Annotated in this window: 23 protein-coding genes; 9 read left to right on the forward strand and 14 right to left on the reverse strand. The window is 69.6% G+C overall.

All coding sequences use genetic code 11. The features are described 5' to 3' along the window. Positions 1 to 215 precede the first annotated feature (215 nt). Together FH610_RS36925 and arsM are read left to right on the forward strand one after the other, a co-directional pair. Positions 216 to 551: an ArsR/SmtB family transcription factor gene (locus FH610_RS36925; protein ID WP_139579878.1), complete on the forward strand. Its 336-nt coding sequence runs from the start codon at positions 216 to 218 to the stop codon at positions 549 to 551. Between the two features lie 11 nt (positions 552 to 562). Next, positions 563 to 1,810 carry an arsenite methyltransferase gene (gene arsM, locus FH610_RS36930; RefSeq protein ID WP_139579879.1) on the forward strand — a complete coding sequence of 416 codons (1,248 nt, stop codon included), beginning with the start codon at positions 563 to 565 and terminating at the stop codon, positions 1,808 to 1,810. Here the strand turns inward: arsM and FH610_RS36935 are convergent. Then, entirely contained in the window at positions 1,797 to 2,378 is a 582-nt protein-coding gene (locus FH610_RS36935) for a hypothetical protein (RefSeq protein ID WP_139579880.1), read from the reverse strand. The genes arsM and FH610_RS36935 overlap by 14 nt on opposite strands. Continuing rightward, positions 2,360 to 2,698 (reverse strand): PadR family transcriptional regulator, encoded by a 339-nt coding sequence (locus tag FH610_RS36940; RefSeq protein WP_139579881.1) that lies wholly within the window; start codon positions 2,696 to 2,698, stop codon positions 2,360 to 2,362. The genes FH610_RS36935 and FH610_RS36940 overlap by 19 nt, the downstream gene beginning before the upstream one ends. Positions 2,699 to 2,785: 87 nt before the next feature. Between FH610_RS36940 and FH610_RS36945 the strand changes: the two genes are divergently transcribed. From FH610_RS36945 to FH610_RS36955, 3 genes are all read left to right on the forward strand, one after another. Further along, entirely contained in the window at positions 2,786 to 3,292 is a 507-nt protein-coding gene (locus FH610_RS36945) for a DUF2306 domain-containing protein (protein WP_139579882.1), read from the forward strand. A gap of 40 nt (positions 3,293 to 3,332) precedes the next feature. Continuing rightward, on the forward strand, positions 3,333 to 3,704 hold the full coding sequence (locus tag FH610_RS36950; protein WP_139579883.1) for a DUF7674 family protein: 372 nt from the start codon (positions 3,333 to 3,335) through the stop codon (positions 3,702 to 3,704). 204 nt (positions 3,705 to 3,908) lie between these two features. Further along, the gene (locus FH610_RS36955; RefSeq protein WP_139579884.1) at positions 3,909 to 4,451 is read left to right on the forward strand and encodes a GNAT family N-acetyltransferase; all 543 of its coding nucleotides are present in this window, start codon (positions 3,909 to 3,911) and stop codon (positions 4,449 to 4,451) included. 106 nt (positions 4,452 to 4,557) lie between these two features. Here FH610_RS36955 and FH610_RS36960 read toward each other — a convergent pair whose 3' ends face one another. Next, the gene (locus FH610_RS36960; protein ID WP_139579885.1) at positions 4,558 to 5,706 is read right to left on the reverse strand and encodes an FAD-dependent oxidoreductase; all 1,149 of its coding nucleotides are present in this window, start codon (positions 5,704 to 5,706) and stop codon (positions 4,558 to 4,560) included. Positions 5,707 to 5,877: 171 nt separating this feature from the next. On the opposite strand from FH610_RS36960, the gene FH610_RS36965 reads away from it, so the two are divergent. Then, positions 5,878 to 6,465 (forward strand): TetR/AcrR family transcriptional regulator, encoded by a 588-nt coding sequence (locus tag FH610_RS36965; protein WP_139579886.1) that lies wholly within the window; start codon positions 5,878 to 5,880, stop codon positions 6,463 to 6,465. A gap of 205 nt (positions 6,466 to 6,670) precedes the next feature. Continuing rightward, a complete protein-coding gene (locus FH610_RS36970; protein ID WP_139579887.1) occupies positions 6,671 to 8,134 on the forward strand; it encodes a serine hydrolase domain-containing protein in 1,464 nt (487 codons plus the stop codon). Positions 8,135 to 8,138: 4 nt separating this feature from the next. On the opposite strand, the gene FH610_RS36975 is transcribed toward FH610_RS36970, so the two are convergent. The 5 genes from FH610_RS36975 to FH610_RS36995 are packed head-to-tail and all read right to left on the reverse strand — an operon-like array spanning position 8,139 to position 14,281. Next, positions 8,139 to 9,374, reverse strand: coding sequence for an erythromycin esterase family protein (locus tag FH610_RS36975; protein ID WP_205826342.1), 1,236 nt, complete (start codon positions 9,372 to 9,374; stop codon positions 8,139 to 8,141). Next, positions 9,371 to 9,580 carry a hypothetical protein gene (locus FH610_RS36980; RefSeq protein WP_240809415.1) on the reverse strand — a complete coding sequence of 70 codons (210 nt, stop codon included), beginning with the start codon at positions 9,578 to 9,580 and terminating at the stop codon, positions 9,371 to 9,373. Before FH610_RS36980 ends, FH610_RS36975 begins: the two co-directional genes overlap by 4 nt. Continuing rightward, complete coding sequence (locus FH610_RS36985; RefSeq protein ID WP_139579888.1) at positions 9,577 to 11,859, reverse strand: type 2 periplasmic-binding domain-containing protein; 2,283 nt, start codon at positions 11,857 to 11,859, stop codon at positions 9,577 to 9,579. The genes FH610_RS36980 and FH610_RS36985 overlap by 4 nt, the downstream gene beginning before the upstream one ends. Beyond that, positions 11,856 to 12,842 (reverse strand): DEAD/DEAH box helicase family protein, encoded by a 987-nt coding sequence (locus FH610_RS36990; protein ID WP_139579889.1) that lies wholly within the window; start codon positions 12,840 to 12,842, stop codon positions 11,856 to 11,858. The genes FH610_RS36985 and FH610_RS36990 overlap by 4 nt, the downstream gene beginning before the upstream one ends. 8 nt (positions 12,843 to 12,850) lie before the next feature. Next, a complete protein-coding gene (locus tag FH610_RS36995; RefSeq protein WP_139579890.1) occupies positions 12,851 to 14,281 on the reverse strand; it encodes a hypothetical protein in 1,431 nt (476 codons plus the stop codon). Positions 14,282 to 14,499: 218 nt separating this feature from the next. Between FH610_RS36995 and FH610_RS37000 the strand changes: the two genes are divergently transcribed. Beyond that, positions 14,500 to 15,903, forward strand: coding sequence for a DUF4407 domain-containing protein (locus FH610_RS37000; protein ID WP_139579891.1), 1,404 nt, complete (start codon positions 14,500 to 14,502; stop codon positions 15,901 to 15,903). Beyond that, positions 15,893 to 17,260 (forward strand): protein kinase domain-containing protein, encoded by a 1,368-nt coding sequence (locus FH610_RS37005; protein WP_139579892.1) that lies wholly within the window; start codon positions 15,893 to 15,895, stop codon positions 17,258 to 17,260. Before FH610_RS37000 ends, FH610_RS37005 begins: the two co-directional genes overlap by 11 nt. A 63-nt stretch (positions 17,261 to 17,323) precedes the next feature. Here FH610_RS37005 and FH610_RS37010 read toward each other — a convergent pair whose 3' ends face one another. The 6 genes from FH610_RS37010 to FH610_RS37035 form a co-directional block, all read right to left on the reverse strand. Continuing rightward, the gene (locus FH610_RS37010; protein WP_276607729.1) at positions 17,324 to 20,653 is read right to left on the reverse strand and encodes a S8 family serine peptidase; all 3,330 of its coding nucleotides are present in this window, start codon (positions 20,651 to 20,653) and stop codon (positions 17,324 to 17,326) included. Between the two features lie 223 nt (positions 20,654 to 20,876). After that, a complete protein-coding gene (locus tag FH610_RS37015) occupies positions 20,877 to 21,596 on the reverse strand; it encodes a hypothetical protein (RefSeq protein WP_139579980.1) in 720 nt (239 codons plus the stop codon). A gap of 79 nt (positions 21,597 to 21,675) precedes the next feature. After that, the gene (locus tag FH610_RS37020; RefSeq protein WP_139579894.1) at positions 21,676 to 22,245 is read right to left on the reverse strand and encodes a TetR/AcrR family transcriptional regulator; all 570 of its coding nucleotides are present in this window, start codon (positions 22,243 to 22,245) and stop codon (positions 21,676 to 21,678) included. A gap of 38 nt (positions 22,246 to 22,283) precedes the next feature. After that, positions 22,284 to 23,258: an SLAC1 family transporter gene (locus FH610_RS37025; RefSeq protein WP_139579895.1), complete on the reverse strand. Its 975-nt coding sequence runs from the start codon at positions 23,256 to 23,258 to the stop codon at positions 22,284 to 22,286. 108 nt (positions 23,259 to 23,366) lie between these two features. Then, the gene (locus FH610_RS37030) at positions 23,367 to 23,981 is read right to left on the reverse strand and encodes a cadmium resistance transporter (RefSeq protein ID WP_240809416.1); all 615 of its coding nucleotides are present in this window, start codon (positions 23,979 to 23,981) and stop codon (positions 23,367 to 23,369) included. A gap of 34 nt (positions 23,982 to 24,015) precedes the next feature. Then, positions 24,016 to 25,104: a serine hydrolase domain-containing protein gene (locus FH610_RS37035; RefSeq protein WP_139579896.1), complete on the reverse strand. Its 1,089-nt coding sequence runs from the start codon at positions 25,102 to 25,104 to the stop codon at positions 24,016 to 24,018. Between the last annotated feature and the right edge of the window lie 104 nt (positions 25,105 to 25,208).

Below are 25,208 nucleotides of genomic sequence, written 5' to 3' on the forward strand. Positions count from 1 at the left end.
ACGGCTTGATGAACTCCCACTCTTCGTCCGTCAACTGGGCCCGCGTCACACACGAGGACCTACCGGATCAGACCCGGCCACAACGGCAAATCCCAAGGATTGATCACAACCCGATACGCGCCCTAGAACGACGTCATCTCAGATCGGCTCGGCATCCGCCGGGCCGGTTTTTCGTCTTCCGCGACAGGCACTTCATCGTTTATCGTCGATGAACGATGAATGAGGGAGCGAGGCCGCTCGACCGGGCCACCGCCGCCGAGTACGCCAGTTGGTTCAAAGCCCTGGCCGACGCCACACGCATCCAGATCGTGACCCTGCTCGCCCGCGCCCAGACGCCGATGGCGGTCAAGGAGATCGTGGAGGCCGTCGAGGTCGGGCAATCGACCGTCTCCGCGCACTTGAAGGTGCTGGCCGAGGTGGGGTTCGTCCTGGTCGAGCATCGCGGGACGGCCAGCCTGTACCGGATCAACGAGGCCTGCGTGGAGTGCTTCCCCACCGCCGCCGACATCGTCATGGGCCGCCCCGTTCCCGACCCTGCGCCGCCCCGCTGAACGGAGAAGACATGTCCGAGAACGTGGAAGCAGCCAGAGCAGGTGTCGTCGCTCGCTACGGCGAACTGGCCAAAGCCGCCCAGGCAGGCAAGCAGGTCATCGACTGCGAGCCGCAGGAGTTCACCGACGGCTGCTTCGGCGCGGCCGGCTACGACGACATCACCGGCCTGCCCGACGGAGCCCTCCGGGCCAGCCTGGGATGCGGCAACCCGGTCGCCGTCGCCGACCTCCAGCCCGGCGAAACCGTTCTCGACCTGGGATCGGGCGGAGGCATCGACGTCCTGCTGTCGGCCCGCAGGGTCGGCCCGACCGGCAAGGCGTACGGCCTGGACGCCACCCCCGAGATGATCGAACTGGCCAAGGCCAACGCCGCCGAGGCCGGAGCGACCAACGTCGAGTTCCTGCACGGCCACATGGAAGACATCCCGCTCCCCGACGGCAGCGCGGACGTCATCATCTCCAACTGCGTGATCAACCTGTCCGCCGACAAACCCCGCGTGCTCGCCGAGGCATTCCGCGTGCTCAAGCCCGGCGGCAGGCTCGGCGTCTCCGACGTCATCGCCGACGACGGACTCGACCCCGCCCGGCGCGCCGAGGCCGAACATCTCGTCGGCTGCTCGGTCGGCACCCTCACCGAACCCGAGTACCGCGCCCTGCTCGCAGAGGCGGGGTTCACCACGTACACGATCACGCGCACCCAGGCCGCGACCGGCGGACTCCACTCGGCGATCGTCCAGGCGTCCAAGCCCGCAGCGCCGTCAGGCCTCACCATCCGCCCCATGCGGGAGACCGACGCGGCGCAGATCCTCGCCATCTACCAGGCCGGTCTCGACGGCGGAAACGCCAGCTTCGAGACCACGGCACCGACCTGGCAGGCGTTCGACGCCGCGAAGCTGCCCCTCCACCGGCACGTCGCCGTCGACGCCGTCAGCGGGCAGGTCCTCGGCTGGATCGCGGCCGGCGCCGTCTCCTCCCGCTGCGTCTACGCCGGCGTGGTCGAACACTCCGTGTACGTCCACCCCGATCACGGCGGCCGCGGGGTCGGACTGGCACTCCTGAATGCCCTGATCCAGTCCACCGAGACCGCGGGCGTCTGGACCATCCAGTCGGGCGTCTTCCCCGAGAACACCGCCAGCCTGCGCCTGCACGAGAAGGCCGGCTTCCGCGTCGTCGGCACCCGCCACCACATCGGCCGTCACCACGACCGCTGGCGCGACGTCGTCCTCCTCGAACGCCGCAGCACCGTCACGGGCGCATAACCAGTTCGGGTATGGCTTGGGCCGCCAGCATGATCCTTGTGATGCTGCCGGTCAGCGCCACGAGCAGCAGCAGGGAGGGCGGTGGCAGAAGTGTGAGGACCGTGCCCAGCATGACCGTGTCCAGGACGGCCACGGTTCCCGTGCCGACGAGTGCGGCCAGCCGTACTGCGCGGTAGTGCCGTCTCCCCCGGATGGCGATCAGCAGCATGAGCACGGCCGACCCCAGCAGGAGGCCGAGGGCCAGGCGTGATGACAGCGGGATCGTCGAGGCCCAGGCGTTGCCGGTGACGAGAACGGCTCCCCAGCTCAGCCCGACGATCGGCCCGGCCACGAGCAGCCTGAACGCGGCTTGCCTGCCGGGAGAGGCACGGACGAAGGCGGCGGTGACGGTGTCGGCGTCGCCGAAGTCCGCCAGTGCGGCCCGGGCCGCCGCGTCAGGATCGCCGAGCCGCTCCATCTGGTTGTCGTACGAGGCGAGGAGACCGTCGGCGAGCTCCTCCACCACGGGGTCGGGGAGCCGCTTGGCGAGCGTCTGAAGGTGACGTTCGATCAGTTCGTGGCCGGCCACGGTCCACCACCCAGCGCCGCGGATATGACGGCGGCGAACTCCTGCCAGTGGTCGCGTGCCCCCGCCAGCGAGCGTCGCCCCTGCTCGGTCAGCTCGTAGGTGCGTCGTCTGCGACCGCCCACCACCGACCAGCTTCCCTTGATCAGTCCCGCGCGCTCCAGACGGTGCAGCGCCGGATAGACGGTGCCGGTCGGCAGGTCGAGTCTGCCGCCCGTGGTGTCACGCAAGGCTTCCTTCACCGCGTAGCCGTGCTGCGGCCCATCCTCCAGTGTGGCGAGCAGGAGGCCATCCAGGTGTCCTTTGAGTGCTTCCGCCCTCATAGGTAGTAACGCTACATCTGCTCTTTCCATCGGCCAAGACCCGGAGTAGCGTCCCTATAGGTAGGGTCCCTACGTATTGGAGATGCGATGGACGTCATCGACATCTTGGGCACTCCGATCCCCGACGCCGGACCGGTCTTTCTCTCCGCGCTCGCGGTCCACGTCACCGCCGGGATCACGTGTGTGATCTGCGGCGCGATCGCCGCATTGACGAGAAACGGAAGCCCACGACACTTGCGATTCGGACGCGTCTACCTGTGGGGACTGACCGTCGTCTACGTCACCCTGACCGTCATGTCGGCGATTCGCTGGCGAGAAAACCTCCACCTGTTCGCCATCGGTACTCTGGCGATCATCACTGCGCTGACGGGCTACGCCAACCGCCGGCAGCGGCCCGACGTCCACATCCTCGGGATGGGGACGTCCTATGTTCTGCTCCTCACCGGCTTCTACGTCGACAACGGCCCGCATCTGCCGTTGTGGGACAGGCTTCCGGCCATCGCCTACTGGCTGCTCCCGGCCCTGATCGGCTTCCCCTTGATCACACGCGCCATCGTCCGCAGACGCCATCCGGATGCACCAGCCCGAACGTGACACTCGACCACAGCCGCATGCCTTTCGGAACATGGAGCCAATGACGTACGAGGATGTGGTGGACCGGTTCGTGCAGGAGGTTCCGGAGTTCACTTCGGTTTGGCGAGAGCACGTAGCCGATAACGGAGAGGTCCTACCGCACGTGCTGTTTTGGCACGTCACAACGTTCGTCCTTGACGCGCATGAGCGAGGAGACCAAAAGCTCGTCGAGCGTTGCCTCGACTTCCTTGAGCGTGCCCTTCAGTCGGCAGACGTCCGTGTGCGCGAGCTGGTTGGAACTTCCTTCGTGTACAGCGTTGGCCCGTGGGATTCGGCTGTTCGCGACTTCATCGGAACGTGGCCTCCGCTTCTCCGAGAGCAGGCGGCTCATGACGGTTGGCAGGCAACGGAACCGCGCAACAAGATGCGCTGAAGAGCGCGTGCCCTCCGGCGTGATCCCGGACGGGTTGTTGCAGGTCGCGGAGCACCTGCGACAATCACGTGGCTGCCGCAGCCGATCTTGACGGAAACCACGAGACGATCGACTGACGCGCGGGCGATCATCTCTGAGCCGAGGCCCCCTCCGGAGACGACCTTTCTCTCAGGTCCTGTCGGAGGGGTCTGTCAGGCTGGGGCCATGACGCGCGACGGCTTTCCGGTGTTTCTGCAGATCATGGACGGACAGGAGATGTCTCCCGGCCTGCGGCGGGAGTTGATCGAGTGCTGGGTCACGGTGACCAACGCCGGGGGCGCGGCCGGCTTCCCCTTTCCTCCTGTCACCTTCGATGAGGTCGCGATGGTGGCCGATCAGCTCATCGCCAGCCTCGATCCGGAGCGTAGCCGGTTCCTCCTGGCCCACGTCGATGAGACGCTTGCCGGCTGGCTGAATGTACGCAGGAACGTCGACCCGCTGATCGCTCACTGGGGCACGGTTCATCACGTCCAGACACACACGAACTTTCGTAGCAGGGGCATCGGTGCTGCGCTGATGCGCCAGGTGCGGCATGTGGCCCGCGAAGAGATGGGCCTCGAGCAACTTCACCTGGCCGCCCGAGGCGGTGTGGGCCTCGAAGACTTTTATGGGCAGCTCGGTTGGAAAGAAATCGGTCGGTGGCCCAATGCGCTACGGCTCGCCCCCGGCGATGATCGCGACGAGATCCTCATGGTGCTTGAGCTCTGATCACGTGTACGGCAGCGCGTCGCCGGCATCGGCTCAGTTCGCTGCTTCGCTTGCGGGAAGCTCGGTGGGACGGCGAGCGCTCCTCATTGCCGAGGTCAAGCGGCTGTCAGTGCTGGGCGTGATCCAACGGCTCGATGTCGTCGGGGTCGGGCACGGCCACCAGGAACTCGGCGCCGTGTTCGAGCATCCGGGCTGTTTCGGCCGAGCGCGGGAGCATCGATTTCTCATAACTGCGTACGGCGTCGTCGATGGTGGAGGAGTGAACGAGTGCGAGCGCCAGTTCACCGGCGTCGAGCATGGCGAGGTTGACGCCGACACCCAACGGCGGCATGAGGTGTGCTGCGTCTCCAAGGAGCGTCACGCTGGATGAGTGCTCCCACGTGTGCGGCACCGGCAGGGCGAAGAGCGGACGATCGACGTAGGCGCCGTCGTTGTCGCTGATCATCTGGCGCAGTCGTGGCGACCATGCCGCGTACTCGCGGAGCAGATGCGCGCGGATGCCCTCGGTGTCCTTGGGGCGAAGCCCGTTCGCCGCGATCCAGTCCACGGGGACACGCCGCATGATGTAGACCCGCATGTGGCCGCCGCTGTTCCGCTGTGCGAAGAGGCCACGCTCCCCGTCGGCGGCGTGGGCGCTGCCCCTCCCGACCAGTTCGGAAAGCTCGGGGTGCGCGTTGTCCATGTCGTCGAACCATGCCTCGAGGAAGCTGACCCCGACGTATCGCGGTGTCGCGGGCGACACGGCGGCGCGGACGCGGGAGAAGGCGCCGTCCGCACCGATCACGAGATCCACCTCGGCGGCCGTCCCGTCGCTGAACGTCAACGTTCGCGGCCTGTCGGCCGGTCCGCTCACTGACTCGAGGGTGCGTCCCCACTGAACCGTCCCCGGGGCGAGCGAGCGCAGCAGGAGATCGCGAAGCTGTCCGCGGTCGATCTCGGGGCTGACCCTTTCGCCCTCGTCCGGCAGATGGTGGGCAAGGACGCGTCCGGCTGCGTCCATGCGGCGCATTTCCTGCCCCTCGAACCTGGCGAGCGCGAAGAACTCCTCCAGCAGGCCCGCTTCACGGAGTGCGAGTTGGCCGTCTTCCTCGTGCAGGTCGAGCGAGCCTCCCTGGTCGCGGGAGTCCGCATCCGGATCCCGGTCGTACACCGTCACCGGAATGCCGTGCTGCTGCAGGATGCGTGCGCACGTGAGGCCTCCCGGGCCGGCGCCGATGATGCCGATCCGCGCGTTCGCGGGTGTCGGAGAGTTCACGGTGGATTCCCTTCGTCGTCGGGTCCCGGCGACGCCTCGGCGCGGCGACGACCGGTGCCGCGTCCCCCATGGGACGGCAACCCCTGTGGAGACCCACCAAAGCAGAAACGAATCAAAAAGTGCAACCGATTCAGTTTCTGTCTCAGTTCAGCTATGGAGTACAGTGACGCCATGCCCGACTCTCCGACCGTTGGCCGTCGCGAGCGGAAGAAGGCCGCGACGAGGCAGGCCATCGCCGACGCCGCCCTGGAGCTCTTCCTGGAGCACGGTTTCGAACGAGTGAGCGTCCGCGACGTCGCCGAGAGGGCCGACGTGTCGACGACGACCCTCTTCGCGCACTTTCCGAGCAAAGAGGCGCTGGTCTTCGACCGTGAGGAGGAAGTCGAGGCGGCGCTGACCGCCGCCGTGCGCGAGCGGCCCAAGGACCAGAGCGTTATCGAGGCGCTCCGCGCCCACGCGCTGGAGTCCTGGGTGCGGACCGTGTCGGATCCTCGTCTGCAGGAGTTCCACGGGCTGGTGGACCGGACGCCCGCGCTGCGCGATTACGCGGAGCGCATGTGGATGCGACACGCGGCCGCCCTCGGCGCCGTGATCGCGGAGGAGCTCGGGCGGGAGACGGATGATCTCGCTTGTTCGGCTCTCGCGCGGTTCGTCCTGGAAATCCCGACTCTGGCCCAGGGTCGGCACGATCCGCGGGCGGCTGTGGAGACGGTGTTCGACCTGCTGATCCACGGCTGGCGGGCGCAGCGTGATTCGTAGTGCCTGATCACGGTAGCTCTAACAAACAAGGAAAACCGTGTCGATCGGCGTTTGTGGTGCCGTCGAACGGAAAACAGCTCCCCCGGAATAATGGTCTGCCGGGCGTTCTCGAATTCCATCAATTCGGGAAATGTCTTAATTCGGGACAGCGGTACGTTTCGTGGGGGAGAAAATGCCTAAGTGTCCTAATGTTGTTGGGTTCCTTATGCTCGGCACCGCGCTGACCGGTGGGGCCGTACCCGTGGGCACTCCCGCCATCGCCGCTTCCGCCGGGGGCGCCGTCGTGACGGGCCTCGACGTCGATCGCCCGTCCGCGCGCAATCACGCCCGAGCGCATGGGCGCCATCACTCCAGGCGGCGCGACAAGCAGCGGCAGTCGGAGCGTGAGCGGCAGCGCCAACGGCAGAACCTGCTCCGCGACGTCACGCTCGCCCTTACACCGATGCAGAAGGGCGAGACGGATTCGCGGGCTCTGCCGTACAACCGGCAGCAGGCGGAGACGACCGCGAACTCCTCCAGCGAGCAGAACAGCCTGTCGGACATCACGAACCTGCCCGCCCAGAAATCGGACGCACCGGCCATCGGAGACACGAGCCATTCCCCGCAGAAATCGGACCCGCCGGTCACGTCGTCGGCGCCGCAGGGTGATGCCGCCGGTGCGCAGATGCTGGCATACCTGCGGGATCTGGCCGCGAAGAAGCAGTTCACCGGCTCGGCGCTGGTCGTACGGCGTGGACAGGTGCTGGCTCGTTTCGCCGCGGGCGAGGCGGACGAGAACAAGCACATCCCCAACCGGCCGGACACGGTCTACCGGGTCATGTCGATCACCAAGCAGTTCACCTCGATGCTCATGCTGAAGCTGCAATACCGCGGGCTGCTCAAGCTGGACGACCGGATCTGCCCGTATCTCGTCCCGGCATACATCACGGCCTGCCCGACGGCGTGGCGTCCCATCACGATCCGCGAGACGCTCACCCACACCTCCGGCATCCCCAACATCGAGACACTGCCCAGCTATCTCGCCAACGTGACGCGACCGACCACGCCCCGGAAACTCATCCAGCAGTTCGTGAACCTGCCACTGGACTTCACGCCCGGCACCAGTTGGAAGTACACCAACTCCGGCTACGTCCTGGCCGGCGCGATCATCCAGGCGGTGACGCACAAGCCGTACGGCACCGTCCTGCGCGACGAGATCACCGGCCCGCTGCACCTCGAGCACACCGGCTACAGCAGGGGATATCCGCCCGCCGGATACGCGAAGGGCTACTTCACACTCGGGTCACCGGCCCCGCTCCTGAACGGCTCCGAGCTGTTCTCCGCGACCGGCCTCTACTCCACCGTCGACGACCTCGCTCGCTGGGACCGGGCGTTCGGCTCGTACAAGGTCGCGCCACCCGCGACCGTCAAGTTGGCGTTCACGCCGCAGGCGAAGTGTCCCCCCGCCGGCTGCCTCAACCTGCCGTCGAGCGCGTACGCCTTCGGCTGGCTCGTCGACCGGCTCCACGGGCACCGGCTCCGGTATCACCCGGGTCTGTTCATGGGCTACACGGCGAGCAACATGTACCTGCCCGACGACGACATCCAGGTCGTCGTGCTCAGCAACGTGCAGAACACCGATACCGCCGGGATCGCCCGCCACCTCGCCACATTCGCTCTCGATCTCTGAGAATCTACAGAGGAGTGGAGGCGGTGGTCTCGGGCACGAAGGCGATGCCGTCGAAGTGCTCGGCGAGCACCGTGGGCATGTAGCCGAGCTTGTAGGTGAACCGCCTCGCCACCGCCCCCCCGTAACTGCGCATGTGAAGGGGCTCGCCGAGCCATCGCGTCACGGCCTCCGGCCGTGGGCCGCTCCGCAGGTCGATCACGTGATCGCCCGGGTGAGCGGTGGCCAGGCGAGCCTCCACGATCGTCGGTCTCCGGACGAGCGGAACGCGGAAGGTGACCGGAGGCTTGGCCGGGTTCACCCTGCCGCATCGTCGCCGGCGGGCCCGGAACCGGCCCGCTCCGAAGAGCACGCCGAGTGCGTAGTACGCCTCGCCATGGCGCTGCCTGAGGTGCAGACCCATCGCGGGCACCGACCCGCCGCTGTGGCCGCCCTTCATGACGTGGCCGTTGTGCGCCCAGAGGGCGACCTTGGCGTCCGGGTCGTGCAGGAGCAGGTCCACGTTGTCGGCGAGATAGCGGTCACGGGCGACGCTCACGGTCTGTGCGGGGTCGGGGTGCCGGAGCGGCCGGCTCGCGAGGTCGGCGCACTGGCGCACGATCCGCGCATGCGCCCGCGCCTCAAACGGGACGGAGGCGCCGGCCAGGAAGTCCTCCACGCGGCGGGCGTCGGCTTCGATCCGCCGGTCGAGCGGTGGGCCGACGCCCAGGCGCTTTCCGGCGAGGGGAGCGAGGGGGTCGAGCAGGCCCGGCGCGTCATCGCCGAGGTAGGTACGCAGGGCGTCCAGCGATGTCGCCGGATGCTGCGGGTCGATCCCCACGAACCTCACCTTCCGCGAGGCGGTGCGGTTGTGGTCGCGCAGCCACTCGACGACCGCCAGCATCTCCGCCGTGTGCAACGTCCAGAAACCCAGCCCGGCGAGCGCCCCGACCGGATCGCCGGAGCCGCCCTGCACGTAGTCGTCCACGACTCGGGACGCCGAGGCGCTGGCCTCCACCGCGAGCGTCGTGAAGCTCAGCTCCTCGACCAGGAACTCCAGCAACCGGTGCCTGATCAGGAAGAACTCCCGGCTGCCATGCGTGGCCTCGCCGAGCCCCACCACTCGCACGCCGTCCAGTACGACGCGGAGCGGCGCCAGGTCGTCGGTTCCGGCGCCCGGGTTCAGGCCGTTCAGCGGTATCGCTCGCGACCTGAGCCACTCCGCCACCTCGTCCTCGGTCGTCATGCCGGGCGCGCTGGTCATGCGCCCGTGACGGTGCTGCGGCGTTGGAGGGCTCCGTGTACGTCCACCCCGATAACGCACGTCTCACCGCCCTCGTGGCAGGCGATCAGCGACAGCAGGCGCAGCAATACGGGATCGGCGACGGCCTTGAACAGCGGAGCGAGCTCGGCGGCCTCGCTCTCGGACAGCGGCGCGCGGCCCAGCGGCGCGCAACAGGCAACGGTCACCGGCGGTGACGGCTGATCGTTCCGCCGAGCCGGGCGGGCCGCCACATCAGCAGCACCACCGCCACGAAGGCGAGGGCGACCACCACGAAGAAGAGGACGTACGGGAAGGGGGCTTTCCCTTCCGGCTCTTCCACGGATGTCGGTTCCTCTACCGGGGCGATGCGATCGACGAGATCCTTCGCGGCCAGCTTGGGGTCGCCTTGGGGAGCGTGCCCGAGATCGGTCGCTCCGGCGACCTGGAGCAGGTCCTGCCGCATCGGTTCGTCCGCCGCGCGGTTGACGAGCACGACCAGCCTGCGCTGCGGAAACGGCAGGTCCCGCGGAGCGGGGCGCTGGTAGCCCTCGAAGGCGCTCACACTCTCGGGCACGATCGCGGCGTCGGCGCGGCCCTCGGCCAGCAGACGCGAGATCTCCTGGGCCGGCACGGTGGTCAGCCGGACTCCGTGATCGGTCAGCGCGCGCAACTGCTCCCCGCCGATCGTGTTGCGGATGAGGATGTCGTCGCCCTCGCCGGGGTGGTCGAGGAACCTGCCCGGCTTGACGCCGTCCCTGACGAGCAGGACGTCGGTGCTCGTCACCCGAAGGTCCGCCAGCTCGCTGAGGCCCCGTGCCTGCAGGCCCTCCCGTACGTCCCTGCCGGAGTACTGACCGCCGCCGACCGACTCGAGGACGTCGAGGTCGTACGCGATGGTCACGGCCGGCACACCGGCGGGCGGCGTGACGCTCGTGGGATCGATCGTCACGATGGCCGGGGCGTAGCCGTCGCGGCGGAGCCTCTCGGCGAAGGCCTCGGCGGCGTACCGCTGGTCGGCGGGCGCCTGGACGACGACCGCCGGCGGCGCAGGGGCGAGGGCCTCCGGTGGGGATTCGCCGGCGTCGCCCAGGGTCAGGAACACGGCCACGACGGCCACCGCGACGAGCGCGGCCGTGCCCGTAATGATCAACGCCAGGCGCACTCGCCGGTCCGGGGCCCGCCAGGTCCGCCGGCGCTCGGCGGTAGGCGTGCCCATGAGGAGAGCGAGCTTCTGCCGGACGGTCTCCGGCGTGCTCGGCGAGCAGATCAGGGCGTCGGCGGCGTCCTGGCTGGACTGCCTCCACATCTCCTCGGCCGGGAAAGCCGCGTCCACGAGCCGCGCGTAGAGCCGGGTCGCGTCATTTCGTGAATCGATCACACTGCGAAAGCAGTTGCGCTGGAGCAGCACCCTCTGGAGGTGCTGCCGGGTGGTGGGGCTCGTGCCCGAGCGAGCCAGATCCTCGACCGCGGCGCGGACGTCCTTGGCGTATGCGAGCGCGTCGGCCAGCGCCTCGGTGTAGGCGTTTCCCGCGCCGTTCCGGTACGCCACCGTGGTGTCCGTGGGGGCCACAGTGTCGATGGAGCTCACGGGCAGGGCGGGAGGAGGGCCGGGCGGGGAGTGATCCGGCTCGGGTTCGGGCTCCGCCGCCACGGAACCGGACTGCTCGACCAGCTGAAGCACCTTGGGCCGGTCCTTCTCGATCGACAGCGGCTCGGTCTGCCGGGCGAGCCTGGCGATCATCTCCGTCGCCGGGACGTCCGACCGTGTGTAGAACTGGTGGCAGAGTTTCGAGGGCGTCTGGTCGAGGACGCTGTCGGCCGCGCGTCCCCAGACCACCGTCTGCGCCCCCTCGGGGGCATACCGCGCGAACGACAGCTTGATGCTGTGCTCGCTTGTGCTGCTGGTCCAGGTGGCGGCGGTGAATCTGGTCCGCGTCCCGTACGGCAGCAGCGCCGCGACGGTGTCCGCGAATCGCAGTCGATCGATCATGGGGACGGTGTCGGCGCCGACGACGCACACGGGCCGGCCGTTCAGCAGCAGCGCCGCGGCGGAGAGCGTGTCCGGCCCGGGTGCCATGGCCTCCGGGTCGTACGGCGGCACGGCCACGGTCAGCGGAGGCCGCGGCTCCAGCGGCAACGCGGCGAAGGCGGTGTAGAGCGCCGTGTACGACACCGGCTGATCGACGAGCTGCTCGTACGGCACGTAGAACCATCGGGTGTAGGCGATCTTGCGGTTGGCGAAGTCACGGTGACCCGACCACTCCCGGATCGCCAGAACCAGGTAGTGGGAGATCTGTCCGTTCTCACTGATCCTCGCGGTGCCGATCGTCACCTGGGGCAGGTCGCCGGCGGTGCTCGCGGTGTAGCGGTGCCTGAGCTTGTCGAACACCCCGCGGTCGAGCCGCCCGTCGCTCCACTCCAGCAGGCCGTATTCGTCGTAGCTGCCGGGCCGCTTGCCTTCCAGCGCCCACTCGAAACCGATCACCGTGGACCGCCGGCGGCGAGGCGCCGACCGAGCCACAGCATGGGCTCGACGACGTTGATGGGATGGACCTGCCCCCGGATCCGCAGCTCCCTGCCCGCCTCCGGCAGCAGGTTCTGGTAGTCGTTCCGGTCGAACGTCTTCGTGTGCGGCCGTACGTAGAAGCCGATCGACGAGGTGACGAAGAACTCGACGCGGGTGCGGTGGAAGAACTGGTCCAGGGCGTTGACGACCATGTCCGCGTTGCCGCTGGCGGACACCTCGCACAGCGCCCGGAACAGGTCGCGGGCGTCCTCGCTGGTCACCCGGGGGAATCCGTACTCGTCGTCGGGCGCGGAGTCGAGCAGGTGCAGCTTCTCCGCGGTCTCGAGCACGCGGGGGTCGTCGAACTTGGTGATGCAGACCGCGACGTGGTGGGGGAGCATCCCGTCCCGCAGCTCTCCGGTCTCGAGCATCTTCTCGGCGAGACGGGTGAGCGGCGGGTGGAGGTGGTCGAAGGCGTCACCGAGCTCGAACTCCCGGATGGGGTCGAAGAGGAAGACCAGGCCACGGCTCTTCACCAGGTTGTCCATCAGGCGCCCGCGCAGGTCGTCGCCCACCCCGGAGCCGTTCCCCGTGTGAAGGGGACCGGCGCTGAACAGACCGCCCGGCGCGTCGACCATGCTGATGCCGATCTTCAGCGGTGGGGTGGGCCGGGCTTTGCGGAGCCACCGGCGCTCCTGCCGCCCGGCCGGCCCGACCAGCGTCCAGCGGTAGTGCTCCAGGCTCTGGCTCGCCTCCGGGAAGATCTTCCCGTTCGACAGCGCGTTCGTTCTCTCGATGAGGTAGTCGGACGAGGCGGCGTCGGAGCCGATGATCTTCCAGTCGTCCTTCCGCCGCATCAGCGCGATGTTCAGGGCGGCCAGAAGCGTGGTCTTGCCGCTGCCGGGGGCGCCCCACATGGCGATGTCGTGGGCCGGTGGTCCCTGCGCCGGGTCGGACTGCATGTCTGGTCTCACTCCGTCTCGTCGAGGAGGGGGAACGGGATGGGGAGGGCGTCGGGCGCGGCCAGTCCCAGGTCTGCGGCCAGCCCCCGGATGTCGAGGGCGTCGAGATGTGCGAGCGCGTTCGCGCCGAGCTGACGCCAGGCCGGGTGCGCGGAGGTGTCCTGGCGGTCGCAGATCGCGGCGAGCACGGTGTCCGGCCGGCTCCGGACGCGGCCCAGGAGTAACCGCCAGTCGTGCGGGCGCGGGCAGGGCAGGATCAGCGACCGGTTCGTACGCGCCGGGTGCGGCGGGCGGTCGCCGACCGTGAGCAGGACCGTGCGCACCTGCTCCGACGTCGCGAGCCGCCGGGCCACGGCGTCCAGCATGTCCTCCACCTGGGCGGCGTGCGGATAGTAGGGGTAGCCCTCGGTGATCGTGCCGCGCTCCTCCAGCCACTCCAGGGCGGCCAGCGCGCGCTCGGGCGTGGCCTGCCACGCGGCGACCTCCACCGGATGCTCTCCGGCCGACCGGTGGTCGTAGGAGTGCGCGCCGTACGCCACGAGGGAGACCCGCAGGAGGCCCGCGAGCTCGGCGGACAGATGACTGACCATCTGGCGTACTCGGCTCAGGCGCTCCTCCACCTTCGCGTCGGGCCCGCACACCTCCACCGCGCAGATCAGGTGCGCCGGCCCGGCCTTGGGCGGCAGCTGCGACGGCGCCGCCGCCACGAGGTCGCTCCAGCCGCGCGGGTCCCGGGCCAGCTCGGGCACGCCGGTGAATCGCACCTTCCCCGGTCGCACCAGCTCGGCCGTCAGCAGGTAACGGCCGGGGGTGAGCCTGGCGCTGTGCACCGACAGCAGCCTGGGCTCCCGGCCCTGCCAGGTGACCACGGCGAACGCGGTGCCGTACTCGTCGCCGGGCTCGCACCGCACGGGCACCTCGGCCCGGGTCCCGGGAAGGGTGCCGATCGGGAACAACTGCTTGCTTCCCAGCCGCAGTCGCCCGCTCGCGTGGTCGGCACGCAAGACGACCAGGTCGTACGACCGTGACAGCGGGTCGGAGGCCAGGACATCCTCGACGATCGCGATGACCGGCCCGTCACAGGGGAGAACGGCGGCGGGCCGCACCTCGCCCAGCCAGCCGAGCGCCCGGTTGGCCTCCGCGCCGTCAGGAAACGAGCAGACGAGGACGACCTCGTCGGCGGAGAGCAGGTCGGCGGCCCGGAGCACGGCCTGCCGGGAGGACTCGTGCCCCCACCCCTGCTCGGAGTCGGAGGTCAGGTCCTCCCATGACGACGACCAGTAGTGGCAGCGAGGCCTGCCGTTGTCGTCCCGGTGGATTCGGAAGACGGTCATGCCGTCGGCGGCGACCTCCACGACTGTGAGGCGGCCGGTGGCGGTGAGCCCCGCAACGGCTCGGGCGACGGCCTTGCGAAGCAGAGCCTTGTCGGGCTCTGACACGGATCCTCCGTTGATTGTCCTACTCGTCGCTCCCGTCCCCCTATATCCGAACTAGCGGGTAACAACGAAAAGACGACTTGTCATAACGGTAGGGTTCTTGTTGTGTCGATGCGTCGAATCATTCTCAGTTTCCCGCAATCTTACGGCGGGGATCTACGATAGCCCGAGTCTCGAGCGTTATGCCACGTTCCAATATGTGCGCGTAGGCGAGGAGAAACATGAGGCGGTTTCTGATTGCGCTGTCCGGAGCGCGGCCTGAGGTGCTCGAACGGTGTCCGAGCGAGTATGGGAAGTTCGAGGGCATCGGCGGAGCCGTGCTCACGACGGCCGTCCTCGCGGTCGTCTCGATGACGTTCGCCCTCAACAGCGCCCTGGGCGTCAACGTCGTCCTGGCCGTCCTCGCCGCGCTGGTCTGGGGCCTGATGATCCTGAGCCTCGACCGCTGGCTGGTCAGCACGATGAAGGCGGACGCCCCCCGTCGCTGGCCGCTGGCCGTTCCGCGCGTTCTCATGGCGCTCCTGCTCGGATTCGTCATCTCCACGCCATTAGTGCTCCAGATCTTCCGGTCCGAAATCGATGCCCAAATCGTCCAGATCAAGCAGCAGCGTGCGGACACGTTCGCCGCGCGGCAGCAGCAGGGCAACGTCGGCAAGGACGTCGGCCAGCTCCGCAAAGAGGTGGCGGACCTGGAGAAAGTCATCTCCTCCGGTGGTGACGTGCCCATCGATACCGGGCAGGACCCGAACGTCAAGGCGCTGACCGCCGAGCGCGCCAAGCAGCAGAAGCTGGCCGACAAGCACTACAACGAGTGGCAGTGCCAGCTGTACGGAGGACCGTCGTGTCCGAAGAAGGGCGACGGCCCTCTCGCCCAGGACAGCCGGCGCGCGTACGAGAAGGACAAGCGGCGGATCGACCTGATCAACCGGCAGATCGAGGACCGGAAGCGGGAGCTGAACGCCGGCAGCGAGGAGGCCAAGCAGGCCCGCCTCGCGAGCGCGCAGGACGCCCTGCCCAAGGCGAAGGCGCAGCTCGACGCCGGAATCAAGCGGCAGGCGGACCTCCAGACGTCCTTCGACGCGGAGAACATGGCGACCAACGGCCTGCTCATCCGCATCCAGGCGCTCAACGAGGTGACCGGCAAGGACAGCAGCCTCGGCGTCACCCGCCTGCTGCTGTTCCTGCTGTTCCTCCTCATCGAGTGCCTGCCGGTCACGATCAAGCTGATGCAGCGGCCGGGCAACTACGAGAAGGTCCTCGCGCTGGCAGAGAAGCACGAGTTCCGGGACGCGCGGGGCACCTTCGCCTCGCCGGGCGCCTTCACCTCGCAGGGCACGGGCGGCCCCGGGACACCTGCCTCGCCCCCGGGTCGCTCGCAGGACGTCTGGCGCATCTGGTCCCGTACGGGCGAAACCGGCCCCCAACCGGTCGTCACCGTCCCCGAGGACGGCGAGGCGTACCGGGGACCCACCGGCACCCGCGCGGAGACCGTCGGCGAGACCGACGTGTACGACTCGATGGAGGACCAGGAACTGAGGCGGATGCCGGACGCCAGGACCATGCGGGTTCCTCGCACCGGCGCCGAGCGCCCCGGCGGTGTCGAGCTGCTGCCCGATGACGACTGACGCTCCGATGGCGCGCCCGGGGCGGGTGATCAGGGATCGTTACGAGCTGAGGTCCCAGCTCGGCCGCGGCGGCATGGGCACGGTCTGGCTCGCGATGGACAGGATGCTCGGCCGGCTCGTCGCGCTCAAGGAGGTCCTGCTCACGCCGTACGGCGAGGGGCTCGAGATCCAGCGGGCGAGGGCCCTGCGCGAGGCCCGGTCGCTGGCCCGGATCAGACATCCCGCGATCGCCGAGATCTACGACGTCTTCGAGGAGGGCGGCTCGCCGTGGATCGTCATGGTCTACGTCGAGGGCGGCTCCCTGGACGACCTGATCCGGCGGCGGGCGCTGTCCGAGCGCGAGATCGCCGCCCTGGGTCGCGACGTGCTGGCCGGGCTGACGGCCGCACACGCCGCGCACGTGCTGCACCGTGACGTCAAGCCGGCCAACATCGTGGTGGGCCACGGCGGAAAGGTGGTGCTCGTCGACTTCGGCATCGCGCAGATCGTCGGCGAGAGCGGGCTCACGTCGCACAGCATCATGCTCGGCACCACGGAGTTCATGGCGCCGGAGCGGATCGACGCGCGTGCGGTGGGACCCGCCGCCGACCTGTGGTCGCTCGGCGTCACGTTCTTCTGCGCGCTGGAAGGCTACTCGCCCTTCCGGCGGGACAACGCCTACGCGACCGTGCACGCCGTCTGCAACGACGACCTTCCGCCGCCTCGCCGCCGCGGACCGCTGTACGACGTGATCGCGGGGCTGCTCAGGAAGGACCCCGCGCTCCGGATGGGGGCGGCCGAACTCGACCGCCGGTTGGCGGTGATCGCCGCCCCGCCTCGGCTGGAGCCGCCGGTCCAGAAGCCGCGGTCCAGGCCGCCGGTCGAGAGGCCGCGACCCCAGCGGCAACCCGCCCGGCCGCCGTCGCCGCACACTTCCTTACGCAGTGTGGCCGCGGCGCTCGCCGCGATGGCGCCCGGTGCCGCCGGGCGGGCGTTGGACGCCATGGCCGGCGATCCGTCCCGGGCGGCCGGTGTGCTGGCCCTGCTGCCGTCCGATCAGGCCGGGCGGGCGGTCGGTCACATGACCGCGGGGGGAGCGGCCGCGCTGCTGCGGCAGCTGCCCGCGAGCCGGGGCGCGAGCATACTGGCGGACGTCCCCGACCGGGTCGCCGCGGACATCCTCAACGCGCTCGGCGTCACCCCCGCCGCGGTCCGGCTGGTCGAGGCGATGACGACCCGGCGGGCCCGGCAGGTGCTGGAGTACGTGCCGCCGCCGGTCACCGCGGCCCTGCTCCGGGCGACCACGGACGGCCGCGCGGAGCGCCTTCTGGCCGGGCTCAGCCCCGCCGTACGCGCCCAGATCGCCATCGCCGAGTGAACCCTGCGACGAGGGCCCGGCGGACACGCGCGTCCGCCGGGCCCCGGAAGCCTCCCGGAAATCCTACTGAACGGTGATCTTGTCGACCTCGACCGTGATGCCCTTCACCTGGGGAGTGGAGGTGCCGGTCGTGACGGTGCCGGTGCCCGACGACACGCCCTTGACCTTGAAGGAGTAGGTGAGCGTGCCGCCGGGGGCGCCCGGCGTGCTGGTGATCCGGTAGTCCTGCGTCGGCGGGCCGCTGATCTGGCTGCCTGCGGTGCCGTCCGCGTTCTCGGCGCCGACGGTCAGGCCGTAGACCGCCCCCGGGTCACCGGGCAGGTTGCCCGGGTCGTAGGCGTACGAGATGTCCTCGGCGCCGCCCAGCCCGATCCACTGCTGGAAGACCTTGAGGCTGTTCGTGCCGTACAGGTAGACCTGCCACTCGACGACGAGCCACCTGTTCACCCCGTCGGTCAGGCTGGCGACGTAGACGCCGGGGGCGCCCGCGCCGTTCAGATCGGTCCAGTACGACGCGAGCACGCCGTTCGGCGGCGTGGTGTCGGGGAGCGTCTGCGGCGCGAGCTGGATGTCCGCCGAGCCGTTCGTGCCGCCCGCGACCGTGTAGCCGTCGGAGACGACGCCGATCCTGTTGTACGTACGACCGGCGTAGGTGAAGGCCGGGACGTTGAAGTTCAGCGCCTCCTCGTCGCCGATGGGGGTGGGGGCGATGCCGAAGGCCGAGAGCGGCAGGTAGCCCGCCGGGGTCTCACCGGGCGCGATGCTCGGCTTGTCCGGCTGCCTGCCCGCCAGCGTGCCCCTGGCCGTCACGACCTGGCTGCCGATCGTGGTCGCGCCCGTCGCGCCGGTGAGCCGCAGCTTCGCGTCCAGCGTGCTGAGCGCGGTGACGTCGGTGTCCTCCAGGGTGTTGTTCTGGACCGTGACCGTGCAGGTGGACTCGCCCGCGTTCTTGGCGATGGTGCTCGGGGCGCAGGTCTGGTCGATCGGCACGGCGCCCTCCTGCCGGTAGAAGGCCACCGGGAGGTGCTGCTCCCGCTTGCCGCCGACCTGCTTGAGGTTCACCTGGCCGAAGTACTGCCCGTCGGGCAGGTCAGGCGCGGTGATCACCACGGTGATCTTCTGGCTCTTGCCCGGCTTCACGGTGAACAGGGGCGGCAGCACCGTGATGTTCGCCCCGCTGACGGTGGTGCCCGTCACCGAGTAGACCAGCGTCTTTCCTGTCGCGTTGACGAGCGTGCGCTTGGCGCTGATCACACCCGGCATGACGGGCGCGTTGACCGACGGCAGGTTGAGGTCGATCCGGTTCATCGGGTCGGCGGCCGAGGCGGCGTAGTTCGCCGCGGTCTCGTCGAGAGTCAGTCCGGGGTCGCCCGCCTTGGTCAGGTCGATACGGCCACCGCCGTAGTCGAACGGATCGGCCGGGGTGGTCCGGTCCTGCTTGGTGACCTTCGTCGTCGCGGTGGTCTCCAGGGCCGACTTGACCTGGCCCGGCGTCCAGTCGGGGTGCAGCGCGAACACGAGCGCGCCCGCGCCCGCGACGTGCGGCGACGACATCGAGGTGCCGGCGATCACCTGGTAGAGGTTGCCCGGGGGGCCTTCCAGCGGCGACTCGGGGGTCGGGGTGTTGCCCGCCAGGATGTGCAGGCCGGGCGCGGTGACGTCCGGCTTGAGGAAGTCGCCGCCCGGGCCGCGCGAGGAGAACGTCGTCATCGCGTCGCCCTGCCAGGTGGTCTTCTCGCCCTGGGTGAAGCTCGCCGTGCCGCCCGGGTGCGCGCTCAGCCAGGCGAGCAGCACGTCGGTCTCCGGCTTGTCGATGTGGACCGTCGGCAGCCAGTGGTTGTCGGTCATGACGTCGAGCGGCGTGGAGTTGTAGAGGATCATCCCCGCGGCGCCGCCCTGCTTGACCGCGAATCCCTTGAGCACCCGGTTGGGGCCGCGCTCACAGGCGACGATCTTTCCGGCGAACAGCCCCGGGGGCGCCGGGTTGACGCACAGCGGGTCGTTGTACGGCGGGGCCGACGCGAGCACCACGGGCAGCGGCGACGAGACGCCCTGCGTGATCGACGCGCCCTTGATCGACGGCCCGCCGGTCAGCGTGATCGTCGACTGGTAGGTGCGGCTCTGCGTCGAGGCCGCCACCGTGGTCACCCACGGGCCGCGGTGGTCGGTCGTGCCGGCGCCCGGTCCCGAGTTGCCCGCCGAGGCCGACACGAACACGCCCGCCGCGTACGCGTCGAGGAACGCGAGCTCGACCGGGTCGCTGTAGGGGTCGGCGCCGCCGCCGACCGAGAAGTTGATCACCTTGACGCCGTCGGCGATGGCCTGCGCGACCGCGGCCGCCGAGTCGGACTGGTAACAGCCCTCCGCGCCGCAGACCTTGTAGACCGCGACGTGGGCCGCGGGCGCGATGCCGTGGATCGCGCCGCGGTCGACGCCGAGCGGGTCGGCGTGGTCGACCGGCCCGCCCGCCGACGTGGTGGCGGTGTGCGTCCCGTGGCCGTTGGAGTCACGGGCGCTGTCCCCGTAGACCTCTCCGCCCACCACGGCGTTGTAGGTCTCCAGGAACGGCTGGCCGGAGATCAGCTTGTGGTTGCACTGGTAGGGGTCGGCCGCCGGCGTCAGCGGGTTGTCGCCGAAGTCGCACGTACGCGGGGTGCCGTCCGCCTTCGGCGGGGGAGCCGGGAGCGTTCCCGGGTCGGCGAACGACGGGTGCTCCGGCCACGCGCCGGTGTCGAGGATGCCGACGATGACGCCCTTGCCCGACGACTTCGCGCCGCCGAGCTGGTTGTAGACGGTGGTCGCGCCGATGAACTCGGGACTGGAGTCGGTGAGGGGCTGCTCCCGCCTGTCCTCCTGCACGGCCGCCACGCCGGGCAGCTTCAACAGGTCGGCGGCCTTGTCGGCGGGCAGTGTCAGGGCGACGCCGCCGTAGACCGTGCGGAGCTTCTGCCCCACCTTGACGCCGGGGATCTTCTTGCCCAGCTCACTGAGGAAGGTGTTCTCGATGCCCTCGATGTGCTTCTGGTACTTCGCCGCGTCGCCGCTCTTCAGGTTGAGCGACTTCCCGGTGACCGACGGGCTGGTGCCGGGGAGTCCCGGCAGGCCGCCCTTGTAGGCCGCGAGCGCGTCGTAGTCGAGCTTCACGACGACGCTCGTCCGCTCCGGCGACTTCGAGGCGAGCAGCGCCGTGTCGCTCTTGGCGAGCCGGCCGCTGGCCGACTTGGCGCCCTGGACGCGCTCGGCGCCCGTCACGGCCGTGGCGCTCCACGACCTCGACGGGGTGGGGGTGGGGTCCGCGGCGGCGGAGGCCGCCGGGATCATCGCTGTCATGAGGCCGAGGCCGGCGACGATCGCTGTGGTCCGTACGTAGGCAGGTGGGGGCTTCTTCGACACGGCACCTCCATGGAGACCTGTCAGGCCTCGCCGTCCAGGGCGTGGAGGAGCCGCGCCGCCCACGGGCATGGGAGGGCAGGGCCCTCCCCGTTGGGCGACGAGCGAACGGCCACCCGAGACGGGTGGCCGAAGCTGACTCGGAGTTTAACTAGCGATCGTTTTTCCGGCTAGATCGTTCCATGGAGTGATTTTTTCGCTTACGTGACGGGTGGTTCTGTCCGTCTCAGGAAACGGTGATGTCTTCGAGGCGGACCGACACGACGAGGGGGTCGGGGACCCTGGCGTTGTTCTCGTCGCGGCCGTAGATCATGCGGATGGCCGGGATGACCAGCCCCGACACCTCCCGATGGCCGGAGATGTAGTGCGCGCTCGGCACGCCGCCGGCGACGTCCACCGTGTAGTCGCGGCGGCGGAGCAGGCCGTCGGCGTCGACGTACAGGACCTGCTCGGCGCTGTGCGTGGCGATGTCCGAGGGATAGGTCACCTTCAGCCGGCGGAACTTCTCGCCGTCCTCGGTCCACGGCTCGATCTCCTCGGTCCGTACGCCCGGGAACGTCAGGGAGATCGGCTCGGTCAGGTAGGTCCACATGGCGTAGCCGGTGAAGTAGGCGAGTTGCGGCGCGTTCCAGGGCGTCGTCAGCTCGTGTCCGGCGAAGGACGCACGCGGGTTCCGCAGTTCCTCGACCACCTCGCCCTCGGTCGTCTCGATCGCGATGCGGTCCGGGGTGAACGCGGTGCGCCGGTCCTCGCCCAGGAAGGGCGTGTGGCTGGTGAACTGGCGGTGCAGGTCGACGGTCACCGTGACGCCGTCGACGGCGCCGGGGTGTCCCTTCAACGGCCACAGGGCGCCGTCGGAGAACTGCCGGGCCGAGATGCGCCGGGCCTCCCGCCATCGGGCCGGGCCGCCGTGGGCCTCCAGCACGGTCGTCAGCAGGTCGGTCATCATGGACTCCTTATCAAGGTGACTGGTCGTCTTCAATAGGGGAAGTTGCCCGCACATGCCGGCCGGGCTCTCGGTAAGGTCAGGCGCGCAACGCGTCGAGGGCGATCTCGAGCTGCTCCGCGACGACGGACTGATCGCCGATGGTCTTGGCGCGCAGGGTGGCGCCCTCGAACGAGTCGATCAGGAAGGCCGCCAGCGTCCTCGCCGGACGGGCCGAGGTGATCTCGCCGGCCTCCTGGCCCTCACGCACCGTGCGGGCCACCTCCTCGGTCCAGTCCTCGAGGATCTCGCGGACCGCCGTGCGCACCTGGTCTCCGGCGCTGCTGCTCTCGCTGGCGAAGGTGCCGAGGAGGCAGCCGAACTCCACGCCGGTCTCGCGGGTGCGGTCGACCATGGCGACGAAGTGGCCGCGCAGCCGCTCCAGGGCGGGCCCGTCGCCGCTGAGCACGGCGAAGTTCGCGCCGCGTGCGTAGCGCCGCGCGATCTCGACGGCGAGCGCCTGCTTGCTTTCGAAGTGGTTGTAGAACGACCCCTTGGGGACGCCCGCGGCGCTGGTGATGTCCTGCACGCTCGCGCCGTTGAACCCCTGCCGGCGGAACACGTCCTCGGCGCTCTCGACCAGCTTGTTCTTCACGCTTACCTGAGGCATGGCTTCAATATGACCGTTCGTCTTGGAGTTGTCAAAAATCAGGCGGGCTGGACCTGTTCCGCGTGGCGGCGGCGCGGCAGGCGGAGCAGGGCGAGCGAGCGGACCGCGATGCCGCCGATGATCACCGTCGCCGACGCCGCCACGAGCCAGCCGAGCGTCGTGTGCAGTGCCGACGGGGTGAGTGTCAGCAGGCGCACGCCGTAGGTCGCGCTCGCGGCCGTAGTGAAGGTGAAGGCCCAGAAGCCGATCACGAACGGGATGTGCGCGTACCTGCGGAGCAGGAAGAGGTGGGGCAGCAGCAGCGCGGCGAGGGTGCCGAGCAGCACCTCGTGCGCGGTGTTCAGTTGCGGGCCCGCGATCGCCCACCAGGCGTTGCCTGCGACGGCGGGCGGCGCGGAGAAGATCGCGAGCGTCGGCATGAGCGGCCCGGGCAGCTCGGGGCCGGTGGCGAACCGCACGAGGAGGACGGCGCCGATCAGCAGCCAGAAGAGGATGCCCGTGGAGAACAGCGCGGTGGCCACCCCCCGGTGGCCGATGGTCGCGAGGGACTGCGCGGCGATGAGCGAGGCCGCGACGGTCGGGAGAAGATACCCGCCGTGCAGCGTCGCGGGCTGGCGCGGCGTGGTGAGCATCGAGGCGACGAACCACGCGCCGAACACCGCCGCGATCGCGAGCATCGTCCAGACGAGCGCGGCTCCGACGCCCGGGAGGTACGTCGTGAGGTGGGCCGCGAGGAGCGAGCCGGTGGTGGGGGCGAGCGCGGCGAACGGCCCGAGGACCGGATGCCGCAGGTCCTCGGCGATGTCACCGAGGCGGGTGACCCTCGCGCCATACCGGGCCAGGGTGCCGGCCCACAGTGCCGCCGCCGCCACCCAGAGGGCCTCGCCGACCGCGGGCGGAGCGCCGAGCGCGGGGCCGGCCGCCGTCCAGGTGCCCGCGAGTCCGGAGAGTCCGAAGCCGATGCCGAGGGTGTTGAGGGGGAGCCGGGTGGGGACCGGCGTCGTGCTGGCCATGGTCGGCCTTCTTTCTGTTCGTGCTTCCCGCGCTCTGGGGCGAGCGACCGAGGAGACAATATGACCGGTCGTCTTAAGCTGTCAATGCCGCCCCCTAAGGCGCAGAGTTCAGAGGAGGGCGATAAGACGGCCGACGACCCCGGATTCGAGCACGATCAGCGTGCCGATCCCGACGAAGACGAGCGGGACGAGCCAGTGCCCGAACCGCTCGGCGAACTCGACGACCGTCTTGTGCGAGCCCAGCCAGGACCCGGCCGCGCACCAGACGGCCACGAGGACGGCGAACACGACCACGGTGAGCAGGGTGGCCGCCGGCCCGATGGTGCGGAACAGCGGCGTGTAGACGGAGACGTTGTCCGCGCCGTTGGCGACGGTGATGCTCGCGACCGACAGGACGCCGGTGGCCACCGGCGTCGAAGGGGGATCGGCCCCGCCCGACGCACGTAGCGCCGCGACCAGTCCGCGTACGCCGAGGGCGAGCGGAACCAGGCCGAGCAGGCCGACCCACCGGTCCGGAATGACGGCGAGGCCGAGGGCGGCGACGCCCGACACGACGACGAGCGCGGCGATGCCGGCGTACTGGCCGGTGACGATCTGCCAGGGGCGCGGCCGGCCCTTCGCGCGGGCCGACAGGAACAGCACGGTCAGGATGACCACGTCGTCGACGTTGGTGCCCGCGAAGACCGCGCAGGCGGTGCCGAGCGTGGCCGCGATGCCGTCCATGGCCGGTCAGCATAGGAGTTCACGAGCGTCGTGGTCAGCGGGGGCAGAACTCGGCGGTGATCGCCCGGGTGGTGACGGCGGTCTGGTCGACCCACGAGCCGTTGAGGGCCAACGCCATGGTGTGCCGCCCGCCGCGGGTGCCGGCCACCCAGGTCAGCGAGCCGTCCATGGTCCCGGCGCCGCCGTACACGGTGACGCCGCAGGGCGTGGTGGCGATCACCGTGCCCAGGCCGTACCGGAAGGTGTCGCTCTGGGGGAAGGAGCCGGGTGTCGGCGTCAGCATCGCGTCCAGCAGTCCGCGCGGCAGCAGCCGCCCGGCCAGCAGGGCCGAGACGAAGCGGTTGAGGTCGCCCACCGTGGAGATCATGTCGCCGTCGCCCGCGGAGGTGGTCGGGTTGAAGACGGTGACGTCCTTGAGGCCGGGCCGGGCGGGGTCGGGCTTGACGTACCCGTGCAGGTGCGGCCCGCGCACCCAGGGCGAACACCCGGGGAAGTACGTGTCCTTCAGGCCGAGCGGGCGCAGCACGGTCTCGGTGATCACCTGGGCGTACGGCCGGCCGGTGATCTTCTCCATCACCAGGGCGAGCAGGCTGTAGTTGGTGTTGGAATACTTCCAGGAAGTGCCCGGCCGGAACGCCGGCGGGTGGCGTCCGGCCACGTCGGCGAACTCCCGTGGTGTGAAGCAGTGGGCGGGGTCCTTCTCCGCGAGCCGCTCGACCTGGGGATCCTCCGTGTAGTCGTAGAGACCGCTGGTGTGGGCGAGCAGCATGCGCATCGTGATCGCGCCGGCGTTCCTCCCCACGCCGGGGAGGACCTCCGCGAGGGGGGTGTCGAGCCGGAGACGGCCCTCCGCGACGAGTCGCAGGATCGCGGTGGCCACGAAGGTCTTGGTGATGCTGGCGATCCTGAACCGCATGTCCGCGGTGGGCGGCCGGTGCGCCACGACGTCCGCGACACCGCTGGACAGGTTCCGCACCACGCCGTCGTCGCGGGACTGCGCGAGCGCGCCCGGCGAGCCCTGCCGTACGGCGTTGTCCAGGACCTGCCGCAGGCCGTCCCCGCCCGCACCCGAAACGAGCACGAGGACGACAGCCGCGTTAACGGCGACGCGCGATCGGCGCATGCACCCAAACTAACGTGACACGCCGAATATTTCGGTCAGGCGAGGATTGTGATTACGGATATGCGTGCCTGGCGAGGGCCAAAAACCGATTACTACACTGCTCG

The sequence above is a fragment of the Microbispora catharanthi genome (genome assembly GCF_006334915.2).
Lineage (GTDB): Bacteria > Actinomycetota > Actinomycetes > Streptosporangiales > Streptosporangiaceae > Microbispora > Microbispora catharanthi.